This window comes from Pseudomonas sp. EB271-G4-1 (genome assembly GCF_058791355.1).
In genome coordinates this window covers 71,343-90,485 of sequence record NZ_JBYTEO010000015.1, presented here as the reverse complement: position 1 = coordinate 90,485, position 19,143 = coordinate 71,343, and the positions used below count along the sequence as shown (strand labels likewise).

The following is a 19,143-nucleotide window of genomic DNA, read 5'->3' as shown; positions in this document are numbered from 1 at the left end:
CTCTCGGGAGGTTGTCACTCCCTGCTGGCATTTCTGGAAACACTCGAACTGGTGGCTGTCGAGCCGGTGGCGTGTGCCCGAGCATCACGTTCGGGCGGGAACGGAGCTTCCCCCAAGCGGGTACATCGATTGATCTCAAGGGGAGACCCTAATGAATTACAACTGGGACTGGGGCGTGTTCTTCAAGTCCACTGGCGTTGGCAGCGAGACGTATCTCGACTGGTACATCGCCGGCCTGGGCTGGACTATCGGCATTGCCATCGCGGCCTGGATCATTGCCCTGACACTGGGTTCGATCCTGGGTGTCATGCGTACCGTGCCGAACCGCATCGTATCGGGCATCGCCACCTGCTACGTCGAACTCTTCCGTAATGTGCCGCTGCTGGTTCAGCTGTTCATCTGGTACTTCCTGGTACCCGACCTGCTGCCTGCCGACCTGCAAGAGTGGTACAAGCAGGACCTGAACCCGACCACCTCGGCATTCCTCAGCGTTGTCGTGTGCCTGGGCCTGTTCACCACCGCCCGCGTTTGCGAACAGGTGCGCACCGGTATCCAGGCGCTGCCCCGCGGCCAGGAGTCTGCAGCCCGCGCCATGGGCTTCAAGTTGCCGCAGATCTACTGGAACGTACTGCTGCCCCAGGCGTATCGGATCATCATTCCACCGCTCACCTCGGAATTCCTCAACGTCTTCAAGAACACCTCCGTGGCCTCGCTGATCGGTTTGATGGAGCTGCTGGCGCAAACCAAACAGACTGCGGAGTTTTCCGCGAACCTGTTCGAAGCCTTCACCCTGGCCACGCTGATCTATTTCACCCTGAACATGAGCCTGATGTTGCTGATGCGCCTGGTCGAGAAGAAAGTCGCCGTACCGGGCCTGATTTCCGTAGGGGGTAAATGATGGAATTCGACTTCTCGGGCATCATCCCGTCCCTGCCGGGCCTGTGGAACGGCATGGTCATGACCCTCAAGCTGATGGCCATGGGCGTGATCGGCGGGATCATCCTCGGTACCATCCTGGCGCTGTGCCGTCTGTCGCACAACAAATTGCTGTCGAACCTGGCCGGCGCGTACGTCAACTACTTCCGCTCGATCCCGTTGCTGCTGGTGATCACCTGGTTCTACCTGGCGGTGCCGTTCGTGCTGCGCTGGATCACTGGCGAAGACACGCCGATCGGTGCGTTCACCTCCTGCATCGTGGCGTTCATGATGTTCGAAGCGGCGTACTTCTGCGAAATCGTCCGTGCTGGCGTGCAGTCGATTCCCAAGGGCCAGATGGGGGCTGCCAAGGCACTGGGCATGACTTACGGCCAGATGATGCGCCTGATCATCCTGCCCCAGGCGTTCCGCAAGATGACCCCCCTGTTGCTGCAACAGAGCATCATCCTGTTCCAGGACACCTCGCTGGTGTACGCCGTCGGTCTGGTGGACTTCCTCAATGCCTCGCGCGCCAGTGGCGACATCATTGGCCGCTCCAATGAGTTCCTGATTTTCGCGGGTCTCGTGTACTTCATCATCAGCTTTTCCGCCTCGCTGCTGGTCAAGCGTCTGCAAAAAAGGTTCGCCGTATGATCTCTATCAAAAGCATCAACAAGTGGTATGGGGACTTCCAGGTACTGACTGATTGCAGCACCGAGGTCAAGAAAGGCGAAGTGATCGTGGTATGCGGGCCGTCCGGTTCCGGCAAGTCGACCCTGATCAAGTGCGTCAACGCCCTGGAACCGTTCCAGAAAGGCGACATCGTGGTTGACGGCACCTCCATCGCCGACCCGAAGACCAACCTGCCGAAACTGCGTTCGCGCGTGGGCATGGTGTTCCAGCATTTCGAACTGTTCCCGCACCTGACCATCACTGAAAACCTGACCATCGCGCAGATCAAGGTGCTGGGCCGCAGCAAGGAAGAGGCCACCAAGAAAGGCCTGCAACTGCTTGAACGTGTTGGCCTCTCGGCTCACGCCCACAAGCACCCGGGACAACTCTCCGGTGGCCAGCAGCAGCGTGTGGCGATTGCCCGCGCGCTGGCGATGGACCCGATCGTCATGCTGTTCGACGAACCGACCTCGGCGCTGGACCCGGAAATGGTCAACGAAGTGCTGGACGTGATGGTGCAACTGGCCCACGAAGGCATGACCATGATGTGCGTAACCCACGAAATGGGTTTCGCCCGTAAAGTGGCCGACCGGGTGATCTTCATGGACCAGGGCAAGATCATCGAAGACTGCAAGAAAGAGGAGTTCTTCGGCGACATCAGCCACCGCGCCGAGCGTACGCAGCACTTCCTCAACAAGATCCTGCAACACTAACAGCAACACGGCCGCCCCTCTGTAGGAGCGAGCATGCTCGCGATGACCTCAAAGACACCGCGTACATCCAGGATGAACGCGTCTTCGTTGACGACCATCGCGAGCATGCTCGCTCCTACAGGAGGCCGACGCTGGTTGACCCAAGGCATCTGTGATGAAATGCGACCCCAATCTCTATCGCGCCGCGTCGCCATCACTCGCCGTGAAACCTCGCCTGATTCGCCATCTGTTCCTGCCGCCGCTGATCATCGCCCTGATGATCGGACTGGGTTATATCGGCTTCTGGACCAGTGAACACTACGGAATCCGCAGCCTCGGCGAAAATGGCCAGCGCCAGCTGGAACTGCACGCCCGCGCTGTCGAGAGCGAGATCAGCAAATACACTTACCTACCCAGCCTGCTGGAACTCGAAACCAGTGTTTCGAAGCTGCTGGCCGACCCGACGCCGGAGCACCGGCAGACCGTCAATGATTACCTAGAAGGCCTGAACCGGCGCAGCCGCAGCCGGGCCATCTACGTGATGGACACCACCGGCCGCGTCATGGCCACCAGCAACTGGCGCGATGTCGACAGTTACCTGGGTGAAGACCTGTCTTTCCGTGCCTATTTCCAGAACGCCGTGCGTGGCCAGCCCGGACGCTTCTATGGCATTGGCAGCACCAACGGCGAACCCGGTTACTACTTGGCCCATGGCCTGGAAGAACACGGCAAGATCATCGGCGTCGCGGTGGTCAAGGTCCGCCTCGAGGCCATGGAGGAGCGTTGGCAACGCGCGCGCCTTGAAGCCTTCGTCAGCGACGAGAACGGCATCATCATTCTCTCCAGTGACCCCGCTCGACGCCTGAAATCGGTGGTGCCGCTGAGCGAAGAAACCAAGGAAAAGCTCGCCCGCAGTCTCCAGTACTACTGGTTCCCACTGAACGAATTGCAACCGTTGGCCCGGGAAACCCTGTCCGAGGGCGTGGAGAAACTCACCTTCCCCGCCAATAGCGAACTGGTTTCCGATGACGAAAACATCAGCTACCTGTCACAAACTCGTCCCCTGAGCGATACACCGTGGAATTTCACCCTGCTCACGCCACTGCAGGATCTGCGCCGCGAAGCGGTCAACCAAGGGATTCTGGTGGCCGTGGCCTTTGCCCTTGTGGCGTTCCTGCTGATCGCCTGGAACGAGCGGCGCAAAGTGATCGCCACCCGTCTCGCTGCCCGAGAAGCCTTGCAGGAAGCCAACAACCAATTGGAGCGTCGGATTACCGAACGCACCACCGACCTGCGCGCCAGCAACGAGCGGCTCAAGGGGCAGATCCGCGAGCGTCGTCACGCCGAAGAGACGCTGCGCCGTGCCCAGGACGAACTGGTGCAGGCCGGGAAACTCGCCGCGATTGGCCAGATGTCCACCAGCATCGCCCACGAATTGAACCAGCCGTTGGCGGCGCTGCGCACCTTGTCCGGCAACACCGTGCGGTTTCTCGAGCGCGGTCAACTGGATGTGGCCAGCACCAACCTCAAGACCATCAACGAATTGATCGACCGCATGGGCCGGATCACCGCCAGCCTGCGCTCCTTCGCCCGGCGCGGTGACGACAAGGGCCAGGCTTGTCTTGGCAAAGCCGTGGACGCCGCCTTGCAATTGCTCGGCGGGCGTGTGGAAAACGCCCATCTGCAGGTGCATCGCCACTTCGACGATGTGCAAATGCAGATCGATCAGACGCGCCTGGAGCAGATCCTGGTCAACCTGGTTGGCAACGCCCTGGACGCCATGCAGGCGCAGCCGCAGCCCGAATTGTGGCTTGAAGGCGAAGCACTGGAGGGTAAATATCGGCTGCGTGTACGGGACAATGGCCACGGCATCGATGCCGAAGCGCGCAAACACCTGTTCGAACCATTTTTCACCACCAAGCCCGGCGAACAAGGCCTGGGCCTAGGCCTGACCCTTTCCGCGAGCCTGGCCGCTGCCACTGGCGGTCACCTGGGTGTCGAACACCCGGCCAGCGGTGGTACTGCTTTCGTCCTCAGTTTACCGTTGGTAAGCCCCACTTCCGCTGAGCCAATATGAACAACGACCTTATTGTATTGATCGTCGAAGACGACCCCCATGTTTTGCTCGGCTGCCAGCAGGCACTGACCCTGGAAGATATTCCCTGCATCGGTGTCGGCAGTGCCGAGGAAGCCCTGGAGCGGGTGGGCGAAAACTTCGCCGGCATCGTCATCAGTGACATTCGCCTGCCCGGCATCGATGGACTGGAACTGCTGAACCGACTCAAGGCCCGCGACCGCAGCTTGCCGGTAGTGCTGATTACCGGTCACGGCGACATCTCCATGGCCGTCGGCGCCATGCAGAAAGGTGCCTACGATTTCATGGAGAAGCCCTTCTCTCCCGAACGCCTGGTGGATGTAGCGCGCCGTGCCCTGGAGCAACGCAGCCTGGCACGAGAAGTCTCGTCGTTGCGCCGGCAACTGGCCGAGCGCGACTCACTTGAAGGTCGAATCATCGGCCGTTCGCCGGCAATGCAGAACTTGCGCGAACTCATTGCCAATGTTGCCGATACGTCAGCCAACGTGCTGATCGAGGGCGAAACCGGCACCGGCAAGGAACTGGTCGCGCGCTGCCTGCATGATTTCAGTCGTCGGCACACCCGGCAATTCGTGGCGCTCAATTGTGGTGGCCTGCCGGAAAACCTGTTCGAAAGCGAAATCTTCGGCCACGAAGCCAACGCCTTCACCGGCGCAGGCAAACGGCGGATCGGCAAGATCGAGCATGCCGACGGCGGCACGCTGTTCCTCGACGAAGTGGAAAGCATGCCCCTGCCCCTGCAGATCAAACTGCTGCGGGTATTGCAGGAGCGCACCCTCGAACGCCTCGGCTCGAACCAGAGCGTGGCGGTGGACTGCCGGGTGATCGCGGCCACCAAATCCGATCTCGACGAGTCGAGCAAGGCCGGTGAATTTCGCAGCGACCTGTATTACCGCCTTAATGTGGTGACCCTGGAACTGCCACCTCTGCGCGAGCGCCGCGAAGACATCCTGCAATTGTTCGAGTTTTTCTTGCAGCAATCGTCCTTGCGTTTCGACCGCGCCGTACCGGAGCTGGATAACCAGACCCTGTCTAACCTGATGAGCCACGATTGGCCGGGTAACGTGCGCGAATTGCGCAACGTCGCCGAGCGATTTGCCCTGGGCCTGCCGGCATTCAAGAAACCGGGTGCGGGCGGTGCCGCCCAAGGCCTGGCTTTCGCTGAAGCGGTGGAGGCCTTTGAGCGCAACTTGCTAAGCGATGCCTTGCAACGCAGCGGCGGCAACCTGACCCAGGCCAGCCAGGAACTGGGCATGGCCAAGACCACGCTGTTCGACAAAGTGAAAAAGTACGGGCTAAGCCACTGATGGATCTGATTCTCAAAGCAACCCTGGGCGCATCGGTGGTGTTGATCCTCGCGGCCCTGGCCAAGACCAGAAACTATTACATCGCCGGACTGGTGCCACTGTTTCCGACCTTTGCACTGATTGCCCACTACATTGTCGGCAAGGGTCGTTCGCTGGATGACTTGAAGACCACCATCGTGTTTGGCATGTGGTCGATCATTCCTTACTTCATCTACCTGACAACCCTCTATGTGCTGGTCGATCGCATGCGCCTCGAGGCATCGCTGGCCGTGGCGGCAGTGGCGTGGTTGATCGCGGCGACGGCGCTGGTCACAGTTTGGATTCGCTTGCAGGCCTGATCACAATTCCTCTGTGGGAGCGAGCCTGCTCGCGAAGACGGAGGGTCGGTCATGCCAATGTTGACTGTGCCACCGCTTTCGCGAGCAGGCTCGCTCCCACAGGGGAAGGCGGTGTTACAAAAGGTTGTGTTCCGCCACGGGCTCAACCTGCGCCCAATGCGAAGTGTCCTCACGATGCGCCCGTAGGTACGGCAACACCGCCGCCAGCAACGGCGCCTTGAACGCTTCCTGAAACCGATGAGCCAACCCCGGTATCAACTTCAACTGGCTGCCACGCAGATGCGCCGCCAGGTGCACGCCGTGCATCACCGGCAACAACGGATCGGCCGTGCCATGCACCACCAGCGCCGGCACCCGTAGCTGGTTGAGCAGTGCCACTCGGCTCGGCTCGGCCAGGATCGCCAGGATCTGCCGTTTAGCCCCCTCGGGATTGAATGCCCGGTCATACGCCAGTGCCGCCTGATGCAACAGTGCCTGACGATCATCGGTCACCGACGGACTGCCCAGTGCCGCCAGCAGGTCCGCCTGTTGTTCCAGTGCGATTTCACGATTGGGCGCCCCCCGGCGCGCCAGCAACTGCAGCAGCGCCGCACTGGGTGCGGGTAAACCTTCGGCGCCGGAAGTACTCATGATCAGGGTCAGGCTTTCAACCCGCTGTGGCGCCATCGCCGCCATGTGCTGGGCAATCATCCCGCCCATGCTGGCGCCCAGCACGTGAAATTGCTCGATGCGCAACGCATCCATCAGGCCCAGTGCATCATCCGCCATATCGGTCAGGGAGTATGGCGCCGACACGGGCAAGCCGAGCTTATAGCGCAACACTTCGAAGGTCAGGTTGGCCTCGACGGGGGGTTGCCGCCAGGTCGACAGGCCGACGTCGCGATTGTCGTAGCGAATCACCCGGAACCCTTGCTTACAGAGCGCAACCACCACTTCGTCAGGCCAATGAATCAACTGCCCACCCAGGCCCATCACCAGCAGCAACGCCGGGTCCGAGGCGCGACCGATGCTCTGGTACGCCAGGCTTACCTGATCCAGGTTGACCCGCTCGGTGGCCACATTGACGTCACAGCGGGACGCCGAAAAAGAAGGAAAACTCAACAACAACGCGGCCAAAAAGGCCGCTGTCGATAAAAATCGTGCACGCATGAAAAACACCGAAACGCAGAACCCCAGTAGAGCGAAAGTCTGATGAAGTTTGTTCAAGCGCGCTGCCACAGTTGCATGACAATTTGATGAATGTCGCTCAGCGGTCGATGCGGTAACTATGTAGTACCACGGGCCTGGGGGATTTTTTTTTAATGGCGCTGGATCAGGAGTGGACTTGCCGCTCCCCGTAGAAGAGCCCTCCACCATGACCGAAAGACTGCCCCCAACTCTCCCCACCCCCTCTCTAATCCCCATCCCCGAGTTCTCGACGCTGCCGAGCCATATCGATCAGAGCCTGCTGCAAGGCGCCTTGACCCGTTGGCAAGCATGCAAGGAAGGTTTGCAGGCGCTGTTCGCCGACGCGCCGCGCAGCGAAGACGCCAATGCCTATTGGGATGCCCGCGCCCCCGGAACACCGCTGTCACGGCGTGATCGGGCCAGTCAGTTGTACCGCGAACATATCGAAGCCGCGGCCCAGGTGGCATTCGCCCTGAGCACCGTGAGCGCCGAACAATTGAAACCGTTGTGGTTGGTTTTGGATTCAGGGCCCCAGGCAATGCAGCTGGACGATCAGTTGATCCACTGCGAACACCTGGCGCTGAAGCTGAGCGACAACAGCATCCTCAAACTTCCCGCGGCCTGGGTGATCAGCGTGGGCAACCAGCACCCCGTCGCGCAATTGCTGTACTTGCCGTCTCGACCGGTCCCCGTCCAGGCCTTCAAAGACCGCAGCGACATGGAGCACTGGTTGTCCGCGCAACTACTCGCCCCGCCAGAGCTCCCCAGCCATTACAGGTTTGAATACACGGCCCGGACCGGGCCATTGACGACAGGCATCGCGGACCTGTTTTCGCCCGGACCGCAAGGGCGCCTCGCCGAGGTATTCGCCCAAGCGCCGCCCCTTGAGGACCTGGATCAGACCGAAGGCGTTGGCGATGAAGATCAATCATCGCTATTCGATAGCCTGTCTGCGGATATTCCACTGTCGCTGCGCCAGGCCTCGCTTGGCAAACAGCGTGCGGTGCTCGAAACACTGCTGGGTGAGGCGCTGGACAGTGACCTTCAACAAGCACTTGAGGACACACTCAAGGCGCTGGAAACCGCAGAGCTTGCTGCAGACGCTGCCGCATCCACCTTGCTCTACCGATCGCGCACACTGGACCTGATAACGTTCAATCGTGGCTTCAACGCACTCTACCAGGCACACAAAGACGGCCTGAAGGCCGAGGTGGAACTGCAACGCACGCTTAATCAGCTCGATAGCACGGAACTCGAATTGCTCAGGGGCCTGCTGGACACAGCCGCCGAGCCAGACCCTGACGTTGCATTCGCCAGCCTGATGCTGAGTGTGAGAACAGACGCCGGCGATCCTTTGCCCCATGAGCTCAAAGGGGTGTTTGTGATTGGCCGGACACACACGCTGTCCGATCCAGAATCCCCTCACAGCCTGCTGCTCTACTGGCCCGGTATTGGCGGCGGCTTGCAACGATTCGCCAACCGCAAGGACCTGGAAGAGCAGTTGTTGAAAATCCAGGGACGGGACCCGGTCCTGGCCCTGCACCTGAAGGCCATCACGACCGATCCGCTGTTATACAGCCTCAATCAACAGATCAGCTTTTTCGAAGAACAAGCCGCGCAAACACGCCAGCGCTATCCTGACAGCGGCCAGGCGACACAACGTGCGCAGGCACTGGAAAAGCTGCGCAAACAAACGCTGGCACTACTGCAGGTCCCGGTGAACGCAGCGAGAAGCCTGGCGCTCATGCATATTCTGGAACAGCAGCGCAGCGCCGCGATGGTTGCCAGGCTTCCCACCTGGTTGACGACCTTGGCAGCTCCCGACCGTGCCAGGCTCAAGAGCCTGACCAGCGCTTGTATCCAGGCCATGAAACGCGGCCACGAACAACTGGAAAAAACCCTGGCGCCTCGCGAAGTCTTCACCCGTCGACACCTTCAGGCGCGCCTGCGCCAGGATTTCTCGCTCAAAGGCGACTTCGACGTCCAACTGGACTTGCCCGACTCCGTCACGCTGCAAAAACAACTGACGGACGGCGCGGCTCCCGGTACCCCGCAAAAACTGGTGACGGTGCCCAGTACCGCCAGAAGCAAGATGTCACTCGAAGAACTCGCCCAACTCAACATCGACAACAAGCCGTCGATGCAGCTTGAGCCCTTGTCCTTGCGCCTGGGCTTCATGCGGGTGGAAGTCAAGGCGCCGGACGACGGCGAACGCCAGGCCCTGACAACCGGCATTACCCATGCCTACCTGCGCAAGACGCTGCCGGAACTCGACTTGCCCAAGGTCTACGAACAACTCATCTATGACACGTTCATGGGCAGTCACGGCGAACCGCTGTTTGTAAGGGAACATCGCCGGGAATGCCTGATCGAGCCCTGGCGCCAAACCCTCAAGCTGCAAGGGGAGTGTGCACGCCTGCAACGACACATCGGCCTCGACGACCTGCTCGTCCTGAACGCCGCCATCGACGCCGATACCCCGCAAGCCTGGCTCGCGGGCGGCAAGCGCATCGAATTATTGCCGGCCTACCTGAGCGCGGGCGGCAAGGACACCCCCAACGAGGGCCCGGTGACCTTGTCCGGGGTGACGTTCATTCACGAACAGGTCAGCGGCATGACTTTGCTGTACCTGCCCGACAGTCCCGATGGCCAGTTCCTGCGCCGTCACGACAGCCTCGAAGACGCGCGCAAGGCCCTGTTCAACCTGTGCCTGCGCAGTGAGATGGTCAGCTACCTGGCCGATCGCGCTTTGCAGGGAGACGTGCGAGCTCATGAAAGCCGGATCAACCAGGCCGTCCTCAAACACTTCGACGCCATGATCGGTGTCGGGGCACGCTGGCCGGCGGTCACTTCACTGGCCGCGCACCTGCTCAATACCCAGATGGGACGCCTGATCGAAGCCCATCGCGGTACATCGCGTTCCAACGAAGCGTTATTCCTGGAACGCTACGCGCTCAGCGGACCGAAGGCGTTGAACTACATAAAAATGGCCTTGGGCCTTGTGCCCTACGTGGGCGCAGCCATTGCTCTCTACGATGCCTGGAGCAGCGCCAATCGGGCTGTCGCAGCGCTGTTACGCGCGGACGCGGGTGAAGGCCTGACAGAGATAGAGTCGGTGCTGTTGTCTCTGATCGATGCCGCCATGGACCTCCTTCCCAGTACGATGGGCACCCGATCGGCCGCAGCCGCCCGCACGTTGACGCGTGCTCGTCAGTTAAAGGCGCTTGGCAAAGGCACCCTGGCCTTGCCACCGACCTCAAAACACCAGGCGCGGCACATCGCCCAACGTTTCGCCGGTTACGAGTATGAAAAACCAATCTCCCTCGTCGGGTTGCAACCGGTCGAGCACGGTGTCTATCGCAATGTGTACCGTCATGCCGATGGTGACTTCATCACGCGCCATGGCCGAATCTTCCAGGCTGAACTGAGCAAGGACTCACGCGGCTGGCGACTGAGCGGCACTCATAAAAAAACCTACAAGCAACCCATCGCTCTCGATGAAGCAGGCCGGTGGGACACCTGGTTCGGTGTTTACGGGTCGACTTTCGACGGCGGCGGGCTGGGTGGTGGTGGCGTGCTCGGACATCTGGCGGACACCTTCGACCCGCTCTGGCCGGCCGCCATTCGCGAGCGACTGCCACGCTGGTGGGCCGATCGGGTGTTTCGTCGTCACCATGAATTGACCGAAGCCGCCGATGACTTGGCGCCGCAAATCGAGACCCGGATCCAGGGCACTAACGCAACGCTGAACCGGTACAACAGCAGCCCCGTCGAAGCCCGCCCGGACCTGTTGCCAGCCGCCGATACAGCCTGTCTCAGCGACATCGAAATAGTCAACAGGCACTATCAGACGCTGGTCGAACTGGCGCCCCTGACACATGGCAACAAACGGCGTGTACTCAAGGACATGCAAAGTAATGATGCCCTCGTGATCGCCGATCGCCAAAAGCAGCGGGTCTTTTTCATCAATCATCGAGCTAACCCGCTCATGGACAGGATCGACGCTCTAATCGACCAACTGGACGAGTTACCGGACAACGCGCACGCCGAACGCCTTCGGATTCTGCAAGACATCCGAAAAATTCGCGTCGAACTGATCGGCCACCTGGGGCAGATGGAAACGGCAATGGGCGAGCTCAAGCGGTGGTACGAGCGCATTACGATCAGTACCGAAAAGGCGCAAATGACGCCCGAAGTAACGATGTTGAACGCACGCCTGAGTGAAGCCAATCTGCTTTACTTGAAAACCGGGCATTTGCTGGAAACCGTCCAGCGCTTCGACACGACACAGGATCTCTCCTGGTTCCATCTACAGGCCCAGGTCGACAGCCTGCGGACCAAAGTCGACCGTGCATTGTTTACCCAATACAGCCTGCCGGAAGTCACCGCCAACCGAGCCCAGCGCAATCAGATTCTTCAGGAGTGCCTTGAGCACTATCAGCAATTTCGTCGCGGCATGAACGCCTGGACCGCCAGCTACCCCGGGCACTTTCATCTCGACGCTGTTGCGCCCTTGCTCGAGGGTATCGAGAAAATGGCCGAACGGGCACGCAAGGCTATCGACCAACCGGCTCCAGCCCTGCCCTCCGGGCAACGCAGCAAGAAAATCTTCACCACTGAAGACGACCATCTGTTAATCGGGGTCGAACGCTGGGAGCCGACAACCCAGAAGCACCAATACATCCTGACTGGCCAGGGTGGTGTCCAGGAAACGTGGGAACAGGGTGCAAACGGCAAGTTTCGCTTGCTCAATCCAGCAGCGCCGACCGCTCGTCCCGCGCAAAGGAACCCTGCCGCCATGCTCGAAGACGCCCGTAACCGCCTTCAGTCGCAGCAGGCCTACCAGTCGAAGATCGAAACCTATGCGGCGCAAGACATGCTCCCGGTCGATCTCGAGCACATGATGGTCAGTGAAGCCAGCGAGCTGACGCGGCGGGCGCTGGACATCGAAGCCGTTGTTCCACAGAGCCCCGTCATCGAGCAACTGCGTAACAAGGCGACGGAACTGATCGCCACCGGACGCCAGATGCGTACTCGGCAGTCGCTACTGAGCAAAAACCCTACGGATGGCATGCTCGATGACTTGATTACCCACAACGCTGTGGAGATACGTAAAACCAGCCCGATCAAAAGCCTGCGAAAACGCCCGGGTGGCCGAGCCGACTACCTGCAGGAATACGAAATCTGGGACCTGACCAGCGTCCCGTCCAACGTGTTGTGGTACGCCCATTTTCATTACAGCAAGGCCACACCCGCCTTCGCCGAATTCGAAAAGGCGCACCTGAAACTGCCGCAGTACCGGTATCTGACCCACGCCGATGACGCCACCCTGCCCTATGCCGACATTGGCAAACGGTCAACGGTATTGCGACATTTCGATCAGGCCTGACACGCGATAACGGGAGCGGTTGAACCACTCCCGTTATCGTCCTCAAGCCAGTTGGCTGCGCAGTTGTCGTGCCGCGGCGACCATGTTCACCAAGGCAGCCTCGGTTTCCGGCCACGCCCGGGTCTTCAAACCACAATCGGGGTTGACCCACAGCCGCTCGGCCGGGATCCGCTTGACGGCCTTGCTGATCAATTTGACCATTTCGGCGGTGTCCGGCACCCGTGGCGAATGGATGTCGTAGACACCCGGACCGATATCGTTCGGGTAGTCGAACGCCTCAAAGGCTTGCAGCAACTCCATGTCCGAACGCGAGGTTTCAATGGTGATCACATCGGCGTCCATCGCTGCGATGGCCTCGATCACATCGTTGAACTCGCTGTAGCACATGTGGGTGTGAATCTGCGTTTCGTCACGCACACCGCTGGCGCTCAAGCGGAACGCCTCTACCGCCCACTCCAGATACTCCTGCCATTGCGCCCGGCGCAGTGGCAGCCCTTCGCGGAACGCCGCTTCGTCGATCTGTACGATCTTGATGCCGGCGGCTTCCAGATCCAGCACCTCATCGCGCAGGGCGAGGGCCAGTTGCTGCGCCTGGACTTTGCGTGACACGTCTTCGCGGGGGAATGACCACATCAGCATGGTCACGGGACCGGTAAGCATGCCTTTCATGACCTTGTCGGTCTGGCTCTGCGCGTAGCTGATCCAGTCGACCGTCATGGCTTTGGGACGGCTCAGGTCGCCATAGATGATTGCCGGTTTCACACAGCGCGAACCGTAGCTCTGCACCCATCCGAAGCGGGTAAAGGCATACCCATCCAGCTGTTCGGCGAAGTACTCGACCATGTCATTGCGTTCGGCTTCGCCATGCACCAGCACGTCCAGCCCCAGACGCTCCTGAATCTGCACTGCGTGGCGAATTTCGTGGTGCATGGCATCGGTGTAATCGTTGGCCGACAGCTTGCCTTGCTTGAAGGCCTGACGCGCCAGGCGAATCGAGCCAGTCTGCGGAAACGAGCCGATGGTGGTGGTCGGGAACGCTGGCAACTTCAAGCGTGCGCGCTGTTGCTCGATGCGTTTGGCAAACGGTGAATGACGCTGGCTGTCCGTGGCAACGATGGCGTTGATCCGCGCCTGTACCTGGGCCTTGTGAATACGCGGCGACTCGGCGCGGCTGGTCGCAATGGCACGGCTTTGAGCCAGCGCCGCTTGCACTTTGGGTGCTTGCGGATCATTCAGGGCATCGCGCAGTACCGCGATTTCGCCACATTTCTGCACCGCAAACGCCAGCCAGCTTTTCAGTTCCGGATCGAGCTTGTCTTCACGCTCCAGGTCTACCGGGCTGTGCAGCAGCGAACAGGAGGTGCTGACCCACAGGTTGTCGCCAAAACGCTCCTGGGCAAATTGCAGTTGCGCCAGCACCGGTTCCAGCTCGCAGCGCCAGACGTTGCGGCCATTGACCAGACCCACCGAGAGAATCTTGTAGGTTGGCAGGCGATCGAGCACGTGCAGCAGTTGATCCGGCGCACGCACCGCATCGATGTGCAAGCCTTGCACCGGCAGGCCGACAGCCAGGCCAAGGTTGTCCTGCAGGCCGCTGAAGTAAGTGGCCAGCAGCTTTTTCAGCGGCGAGTACTGCAGGATGTGGTAGGCCCGTTCAAAGGCGTTTTTCCATTCCTGCGGCAAGTCGAGGGTCAGGATCGGTTCATCGATCTGTACCCACTCCACGCCTTGGGCAGCGAGACGCACGAGGATTTCGTTGTAGACCGGCAGCAGGCGTTCCAACAGGTCGAGTTTATCGAAGTCCTGGCCTTTGACTTTGCCCAGCCACAGGTAAGTCAGCGGGCCGATGATCACCGGCTTGACGGTGTGCCCCAGGGCCTTGGCTTCATCGACTTCATCGAACAGCTGTTCCCAGCTCAGCGTGAACTGCTGGTCAGCGCTGAATTCCGGGACCAGGTAGTGGTAATTGGTGTCGAACCACTTGGTCAGTTCCTGGGCGTATTGCTCTGAGCCGTGCTCCGCGCCGCAGCAGCTCGCCGTGGCGCCACGGGCCATGGCGAACAGCGTGTCGAGGGTCGGCAGGCCACGCGCGTCGCGGGTGCTGTCGAAACGCTCGGGGATCACGCCGAAGGCCAGGGAATGAGTCAGTACCTGGTCGTACCAGGCAAAATCGCCGACCGGCAGCAGGTCGATACCGGCGTCTTTCTGCAATTGCCAGTGGCGGGCGCGCAATTGGCGACCGACGCTTTTCAGCGCCTGTTGGTCGAGGTCGCCCTTCCAGTAGGATTCGAGGGCTTTTTTCAATTCGCGGTCGGCACCGATGCGGGGGAAACCAAGGGTGTGGGCTACGGCCATGTCGAATTGCTCCTGGGTAAAAGATGGCGCTATTGTCGACAGCGAAGCCATCATGAGACAAACTCAACCTTTTCGTGTTGATCACAAGTTTTTCTCATGGAGCCCCACGGTGCTTGAAATCCGTCACCTGAAGACCCTGCACGCCTTGCGCGAAGCCGATAGCCTGGTGGATGCAGCCGACCGCCTGCACCTGACGCAGTCGGCGCTGTCCCATCAGTTCAAGGAACTTGAAGAACGCATGGGCATGCCGTTGTTCGTGCGCAAGACCAAGCCGGTGCGTTTCACCAGTGCCGGCTTGCGCCTGCTGCAACTGGCCGACGCCACCTTGCCGCTGCTGCGCGCCGCCGAGCGCGACATCGCGCGGCTGGCCGGCGGCACCGCGGGGCGCCTGCACATGGCCATCGAGTGCCACAGTTGTTTCCAGTGGCTGATGCCGACCATCGACCAGTTCCGCGACGCCTGGCCGGAAGTCGAGCTGGACCTGGCCTCGGGCTTCTCCTTCGCCCCGCTGCCCGCCTTGGCCCGTGGCGACCTGGACCTGGTGGTGACGTCCGACCCGGTGGAGCTGGTAGGGATCACCTATGTGCCACTGTTTACCTATGAAGCGATGCTCGCGGTGGCGAACCAGCACCGCCTGGCCAGCAAGGCCTACATCGTCCCGCAAGACTTGCTCAGCGAAACCCTGATCACCTATCCGGTGGAACGTGACCGGCTGGATATCTTCACGCGCTTCCTGGAACCGGCCGACGTCGAACCGGCCCAGGTCCGCACCTCGGAACTGACGGTGATGATGATGCAACTTGTGGCCAGCGGGCGCGGTGTGTGCGGCATGCCCCATTGGGCGCTGCATGAATACAGCTCACGGGGCTACGTGAAGGCCAAGCGCCTGGGCGAGAAAGGCTTGTTTGCGACGCTGTATGCGGCGATCCGGGCCGACATGCTCGATGCGCCGTACATGCGGGACTTCTTGCTGACGGCCAAGGACACGTCGTTTTCGACGCTGGATGGGGTCAGCGCGGTTCGTTAACCGCCTTGTGGCGAGGGGACTTGTCCCCGCTGGAGTGCAAAGCACTCCCCTGCAATTTTTCAGACAAACATTGCTCGTGGGTATCAGGGCCGCTTCGCAGCCCAACGGGGACAAGTCCCCTCGCCACAAAAGCTGCTCAAGCCATCCGTTTTTGCTCGAGCATCAAGCGCAACGCCAGTGCCGACAACACAAAGCCCATGAAATAACGCTGCAATGCCAGCCAGGTCGGATTGCTGATAAACCATGACGCGATGCCCGACGCGAACAGGGCGATCATCAGGTTCACGCAGAAACTGACGCTGATCTGGGTCAGGCCCAGGACGATACTTTGAGTGAACACCGAACCGTGCTCAGGGGTGATGAATTGCGGAAACACCGACAGGTAGAACACCGCAATCTTCGGATTCAGGGCGCTGGTGAGAAAACCCATGGTGATCAACTTGCGCGACGAATCCGGTGGTAGTTGTTGCGCTTCGAACGGCGAACGCGCTCCCGGCTTGACCGCCTGCCAGGCGAGCCACAACAGATACAGTGCGCCGGCCCACTTCAACACTTCGTAGGCCATCGGCACCGCCAGGAACACGGCGGTCAACCCGGCCGCGGCGGCGAACAGATGCACAAAGAAACCCGCGACCACGCCGAGCAACGAAGTGACCCCAGCCTTGCGGCCCTGGCAGATCGAACGGGAGATCAGGTAGATCATGTTCGGCCCCGGTGTCAGCACCATCAACAACGCGGCAGCGGCGAAAATCAGCAGGTCTTGAAGCGGGATCATGGGCGAAGTCCTTTGCGTAAATGATCAGGCGGTCGCGGTCAGCGAAGCTCGATAAAACGGCAGGATCAGGTCCCGTGTCAATGGCGCCAGAACGACACCACCGTCGGTACCCGGATCAATCCAGAGCACCTCTTCGATCTCGGCGGCCGGGGACACATCGGTGTCGATGGTCAGCAGAAACAGTTCGGCCTGTACGACAAAACCCGGTTCATTGGCGGCAGGGGCCGAGAACTGCCCGAGGAAAGTGGCTTGCGTCGGATCGATGACCAGCCCCAACTCCTCTTCCAGCTCCCGGGCCAGTGCGCTGGCCGGTTGCTCACGGGCCTCGATCTTGCCGCCCGGTTGCATGAATGCCTGGGTGCCGCGCTTGCGCACCAGCAGCGTACGGCCGTCCGGGCCGATCAACAGGGCGGCGGCGATGTGGATAAGTCCGCAAGATTGGGCAGCAAACGTCGACATGAAAAAAGGCCTTTGACTCAAAAGCGCCAAGGATCACATGTCCGCCACCGATTGTGTAGGAGTCGAGTTGATCGTTCCCACGCTCCGCGTGGGAATGCAGCCCGGGACGCTCCGCGTCCCAAATCAAAAGCCGAACGCAGAGCGTCCGTTGATGCATTCCCACGCAGAGCGTGGGAACGATCAGTTAACGCGCAGGAATCATCAGCTCCCGCAATCCACAAGCATGTTCGACCAATTCCCCTGGCAACTTCAGCCGCTGATCCTCCAGGTATCGATAATTCCGACGCGCCGCCGTCAACCGCTCCAGGTCCAGGTCCAGTGCAAACTGCCCCTCGTCACGCCCGGCCTCGAACAACAGCGTGCCCAAGGGATCCACCAACGCACTGCCGCCAGCAAACAACACACCGCCATCGCCCTCTTCCACCCGGTTGACCATCAGTGCAAACGCCTGGTTTTCCTGGGCTCGGGCCATGATCGCCGTGCGGTGAGTGGGACCGTAGGGGTCCATGTTGCCATTGGTCACCAATAACAATTCGGCACCCAGTTGCGCCAGGGCGCGTGCGGTTTCCGGGAACTCGATGTCGTAGCAGATCAGCAAACCAACTCGCACCCCGTTCCACAGGTAGGTGGCGAAGCGATCACCGGCTTCATACACGCCACGCTCCGACGGCCACAGGTGCGTCTTGCGATACTTGAGGGCGATACCCTCGGGGGTAATCAGCAACGTAGTGTTGTAGAACCGGCCGTTGTCGCGCTCGCTGGTGCCGATGACCACGGCAATGTTGCGATCACGGGCGGCTGCGACAATCGCACTGACGGTCGGGCCCTCCAGCGGTTCGGCAACCTCGGCCACGGACTCCGCGCACGGGAAGCCCATCAGGTGGCTTTCCGGGAACATGATCAGTTGCGTATCGGCAGCGCAGGCGTTGATCGCCACCAGGGCTCGTTCGAGGTTGTAAGCCGTGTCATTGTCACGGCCCGCCAATTGGGCGAGTTCGACTTTCATGGGGAGTCCTTGTTCTGAACGCCGGAAAGATTGCCCGGTCGTTGTGTGTGCGCCAGTATGCGCAGCAAGCACGCGGTCGAAAATCACGCCGCCGGGGTAACACGATAGGGGTAGAGGCATGACACTCGCGTTGGACGACATCGCCTGGCACCGCTCGGTCGGGCAATTGATCGATGCCTTGGACAAGCCCAATTTCTGGACGCAGTTGGTGCGCTTGCTGGATCAATACGTGCCCTGCGATAGCTGGGTGGCCTTGCTGTTCAGCGCCGACCAGCACCCACAGGTGTTTGCTGAATGCCCAGGCATTGACGCCAGCCCCGACCCGCTGTTCCAGGATTACCTGCGCGGCCTGTACCTGCTCGACCCGTTCTATATCGCCTGCCGCGAGCAGTCGCGCAGCGGTTTGTATCGCCTGTCGGAAGTCGCGCCGGAGCAGTTCGAACTCACCGAGTACTATCAACGATACTTTCGTGTGAATGTCGTGGCCGACGAAATACAGTTTAATTGCCAACTGGAGGGCGATCGCACCTTGTGCCTGTCACTGGGCAGCCAGCAACGCTTCAGTGCGCAGCAGATTGCCCTGCTTTCGCTGATCCAGCCCTGGGTGCTCGGGTTGTTGCGCCAGCGCCTGCCCTACGAGACCAACGAAGTGCTGGCGGCCTCTGCCCCCGCGCCGGTACAAGGCGACTGGCGCGTGCAACTGGAAGCTTCGGTGCAGCAACTCATGGGCGCACAATTGACCGCCCGGGAGCTGGATGTCGGGCGCTTGATGCTCAGCGGCTGCTCCAGCAAGGAAATCGCCCGCAAACTGGAAATCTCCATCGAGACCGTGAAAGTCCATAAGAAACACATGTACAGCAAGCTGGGGATCAAGTCCCAGTCCGAGCTGTTTTCGATTTTTCTCCAGGCACAAAACGCCTGAAAAGATCGCAGCCTTCGGCAGCGC

General features: G+C 60.5%; 14 protein-coding genes. 9 read left to right on the top strand and 5 right to left on the bottom strand.

Going from position 1 to position 19,143, the window contains the following annotated elements; translation table 11 throughout:
- The first annotated feature begins 151 nt into the window (after nucleotides 1-151).
- The 6 genes from AC3WWR_RS10245 (at nucleotide 152) to AC3WWR_RS10220 (ending at nucleotide 6,019) form a co-directional block, all read left to right on the top strand.
- The gene (locus AC3WWR_RS10245) at nucleotides 152-898 is read left to right on the top strand and encodes an amino acid ABC transporter permease (RefSeq protein ID WP_020800742.1); all 747 of its coding nucleotides are present in this window, start codon (nucleotides 152-154) and stop codon (nucleotides 896-898) included.
- Nucleotides 898-1,569 (top strand): amino acid ABC transporter permease, encoded by a 672-nt coding sequence (locus AC3WWR_RS10240; RefSeq protein WP_020800743.1) that lies wholly within the window; start codon nucleotides 898-900, stop codon nucleotides 1,567-1,569. The genes AC3WWR_RS10245 and AC3WWR_RS10240 overlap by 1 nt, the downstream gene beginning before the upstream one ends.
- Complete coding sequence (locus AC3WWR_RS10235; protein ID WP_015093699.1) at nucleotides 1,566-2,300, top strand: amino acid ABC transporter ATP-binding protein; 735 nt, start codon at nucleotides 1,566-1,568, stop codon at nucleotides 2,298-2,300. The genes AC3WWR_RS10240 and AC3WWR_RS10235 overlap by 4 nt, the downstream gene beginning before the upstream one ends.
- A gap of 154 nt (nucleotides 2,301-2,454) precedes the next feature.
- Nucleotides 2,455-4,356 (top strand): two-component sensor histidine kinase AauS, encoded by a 1,902-nt coding sequence (gene aauS, locus AC3WWR_RS10230; RefSeq protein WP_020800745.1) that lies wholly within the window; start codon nucleotides 2,455-2,457, stop codon nucleotides 4,354-4,356.
- The gene (aauR, locus tag AC3WWR_RS10225; RefSeq protein WP_432668556.1) at nucleotides 4,353-5,681 is read left to right on the top strand and encodes a two-component response regulator AauR; all 1,329 of its coding nucleotides are present in this window, start codon (nucleotides 4,353-4,355) and stop codon (nucleotides 5,679-5,681) included. The genes aauS and aauR overlap by 4 nt, the downstream gene beginning before the upstream one ends.
- A gap of 8 nt (nucleotides 5,682-5,689) precedes the next feature.
- Complete coding sequence (locus AC3WWR_RS10220; RefSeq protein ID WP_432669686.1) at nucleotides 5,690-6,019, top strand: GlpM family protein; 330 nt, start codon at nucleotides 5,690-5,692, stop codon at nucleotides 6,017-6,019.
- Between the two features lie 114 nt (nucleotides 6,020-6,133).
- Here the strand turns inward: AC3WWR_RS10220 and AC3WWR_RS10215 are convergent, their stop codons facing one another.
- Nucleotides 6,134-7,168 carry an alpha/beta fold hydrolase gene (locus AC3WWR_RS10215; RefSeq protein WP_432668557.1) on the bottom strand — a complete coding sequence of 345 codons (1,035 nt, stop codon included), beginning with the start codon at nucleotides 7,166-7,168 and terminating at the stop codon, nucleotides 6,134-6,136.
- Between the two features lie 205 nt (nucleotides 7,169-7,373).
- On the opposite strand from AC3WWR_RS10215, the gene AC3WWR_RS10210 reads away from it, so the two are divergent.
- Nucleotides 7,374-12,575 (top strand): dermonecrotic toxin domain-containing protein, encoded by a 5,202-nt coding sequence (locus tag AC3WWR_RS10210; protein WP_432668558.1) that lies wholly within the window; start codon nucleotides 7,374-7,376, stop codon nucleotides 12,573-12,575.
- Nucleotides 12,576-12,617: 42 nt separating this feature from the next.
- Here the strand turns inward: AC3WWR_RS10210 and metE are convergent, their stop codons facing one another.
- Nucleotides 12,618-14,930, bottom strand: a complete 2,313-nt coding sequence (metE, locus tag AC3WWR_RS10205) for a 5-methyltetrahydropteroyltriglutamate--homocysteine S-methyltransferase (RefSeq protein WP_432668559.1) — start codon at nucleotides 14,928-14,930, stop codon at nucleotides 12,618-12,620.
- A 109-nt stretch (nucleotides 14,931-15,039) separates the two neighbouring features.
- Here metE and metR point away from each other — a divergent pair, with 109 nt between their 5' ends.
- Nucleotides 15,040-15,957, top strand: a complete 918-nt coding sequence (metR, locus tag AC3WWR_RS10200) for a transcriptional regulator MetR (RefSeq protein WP_020800752.1) — start codon at nucleotides 15,040-15,042, stop codon at nucleotides 15,955-15,957.
- A 136-nt stretch (nucleotides 15,958-16,093) separates the two neighbouring features.
- Here the strand turns inward: metR and AC3WWR_RS10195 are convergent, their stop codons facing one another.
- From AC3WWR_RS10195 to AC3WWR_RS10185, 3 genes are all read right to left on the bottom strand, one after another.
- Nucleotides 16,094-16,732, bottom strand: a complete 639-nt coding sequence (locus AC3WWR_RS10195) for a LysE family translocator (RefSeq protein ID WP_033043244.1) — start codon at nucleotides 16,730-16,732, stop codon at nucleotides 16,094-16,096.
- Between the two features lie 24 nt (nucleotides 16,733-16,756).
- A complete protein-coding gene (locus tag AC3WWR_RS10190; RefSeq protein ID WP_020800899.1) occupies nucleotides 16,757-17,191 on the bottom strand; it encodes an NUDIX hydrolase in 435 nt (144 codons plus the stop codon).
- A gap of 184 nt (nucleotides 17,192-17,375) precedes the next feature.
- Nucleotides 17,376-18,197 carry a carbon-nitrogen hydrolase family protein gene (locus AC3WWR_RS10185; RefSeq protein ID WP_492598664.1) on the bottom strand — a complete coding sequence of 274 codons (822 nt, stop codon included), beginning with the start codon at nucleotides 18,195-18,197 and terminating at the stop codon, nucleotides 17,376-17,378.
- A 118-nt stretch (nucleotides 18,198-18,315) separates the two neighbouring features.
- Here AC3WWR_RS10185 and AC3WWR_RS10180 point away from each other — a divergent pair, with 118 nt between their 5' ends.
- A complete protein-coding gene (locus AC3WWR_RS10180; RefSeq protein ID WP_033045134.1) occupies nucleotides 18,316-19,119 on the top strand; it encodes a helix-turn-helix transcriptional regulator in 804 nt (267 codons plus the stop codon).
- The last annotated feature ends 24 nt before the right edge of the window (nucleotides 19,120-19,143 follow it).

Excerpts from the sequence above, each read along its gene's own strand:
- AC3WWR_RS10210 (WP_432668558.1), top strand. The coding sequence starts at position 7,374 with ATGACCGAAAGACTGCCCCCAACTCTCCCCACCCCCTCTCTAATCCCC.
- AC3WWR_RS10240 (WP_020800743.1), top strand. The coding sequence starts at position 898 with ATGGAATTCGACTTCTCGGGCATCATCCCGTCCCTGCCGGGCCTGTGG.
- AC3WWR_RS10185 (WP_492598664.1), bottom strand. The coding sequence starts at position 18,197 with ATGAAAGTCGAACTCGCCCAATTGGCGGGCCGTGACAATGACACGGCT.
- aauR (WP_432668556.1), top strand. The coding sequence starts at position 4,353 with ATGAACAACGACCTTATTGTATTGATCGTCGAAGACGACCCCCATGTT.
- metE (WP_432668559.1), bottom strand. The coding sequence starts at position 14,930 with ATGGCCGTAGCCCACACCCTTGGTTTCCCCCGCATCGGTGCCGACCGC.
- AC3WWR_RS10245 (WP_020800742.1), top strand. The coding sequence starts at position 152 with ATGAATTACAACTGGGACTGGGGCGTGTTCTTCAAGTCCACTGGCGTT.
- AC3WWR_RS10215 (WP_432668557.1), bottom strand. The coding sequence starts at position 7,168 with ATGCGTGCACGATTTTTATCGACAGCGGCCTTTTTGGCCGCGTTGTTG.
- AC3WWR_RS10180 (WP_033045134.1), top strand. The coding sequence starts at position 18,316 with ATGACACTCGCGTTGGACGACATCGCCTGGCACCGCTCGGTCGGGCAA.
- AC3WWR_RS10235 (WP_015093699.1), top strand. The coding sequence starts at position 1,566 with ATGATCTCTATCAAAAGCATCAACAAGTGGTATGGGGACTTCCAGGTA.
- AC3WWR_RS10195 (WP_033043244.1), bottom strand. The coding sequence starts at position 16,732 with ATGATCCCGCTTCAAGACCTGCTGATTTTCGCCGCTGCCGCGTTGTTG.
- aauS (WP_020800745.1), top strand. The coding sequence starts at position 2,455 with ATGAAATGCGACCCCAATCTCTATCGCGCCGCGTCGCCATCACTCGCC.
- AC3WWR_RS10190 (WP_020800899.1), bottom strand. The coding sequence starts at position 17,191 with ATGTCGACGTTTGCTGCCCAATCTTGCGGACTTATCCACATCGCCGCC.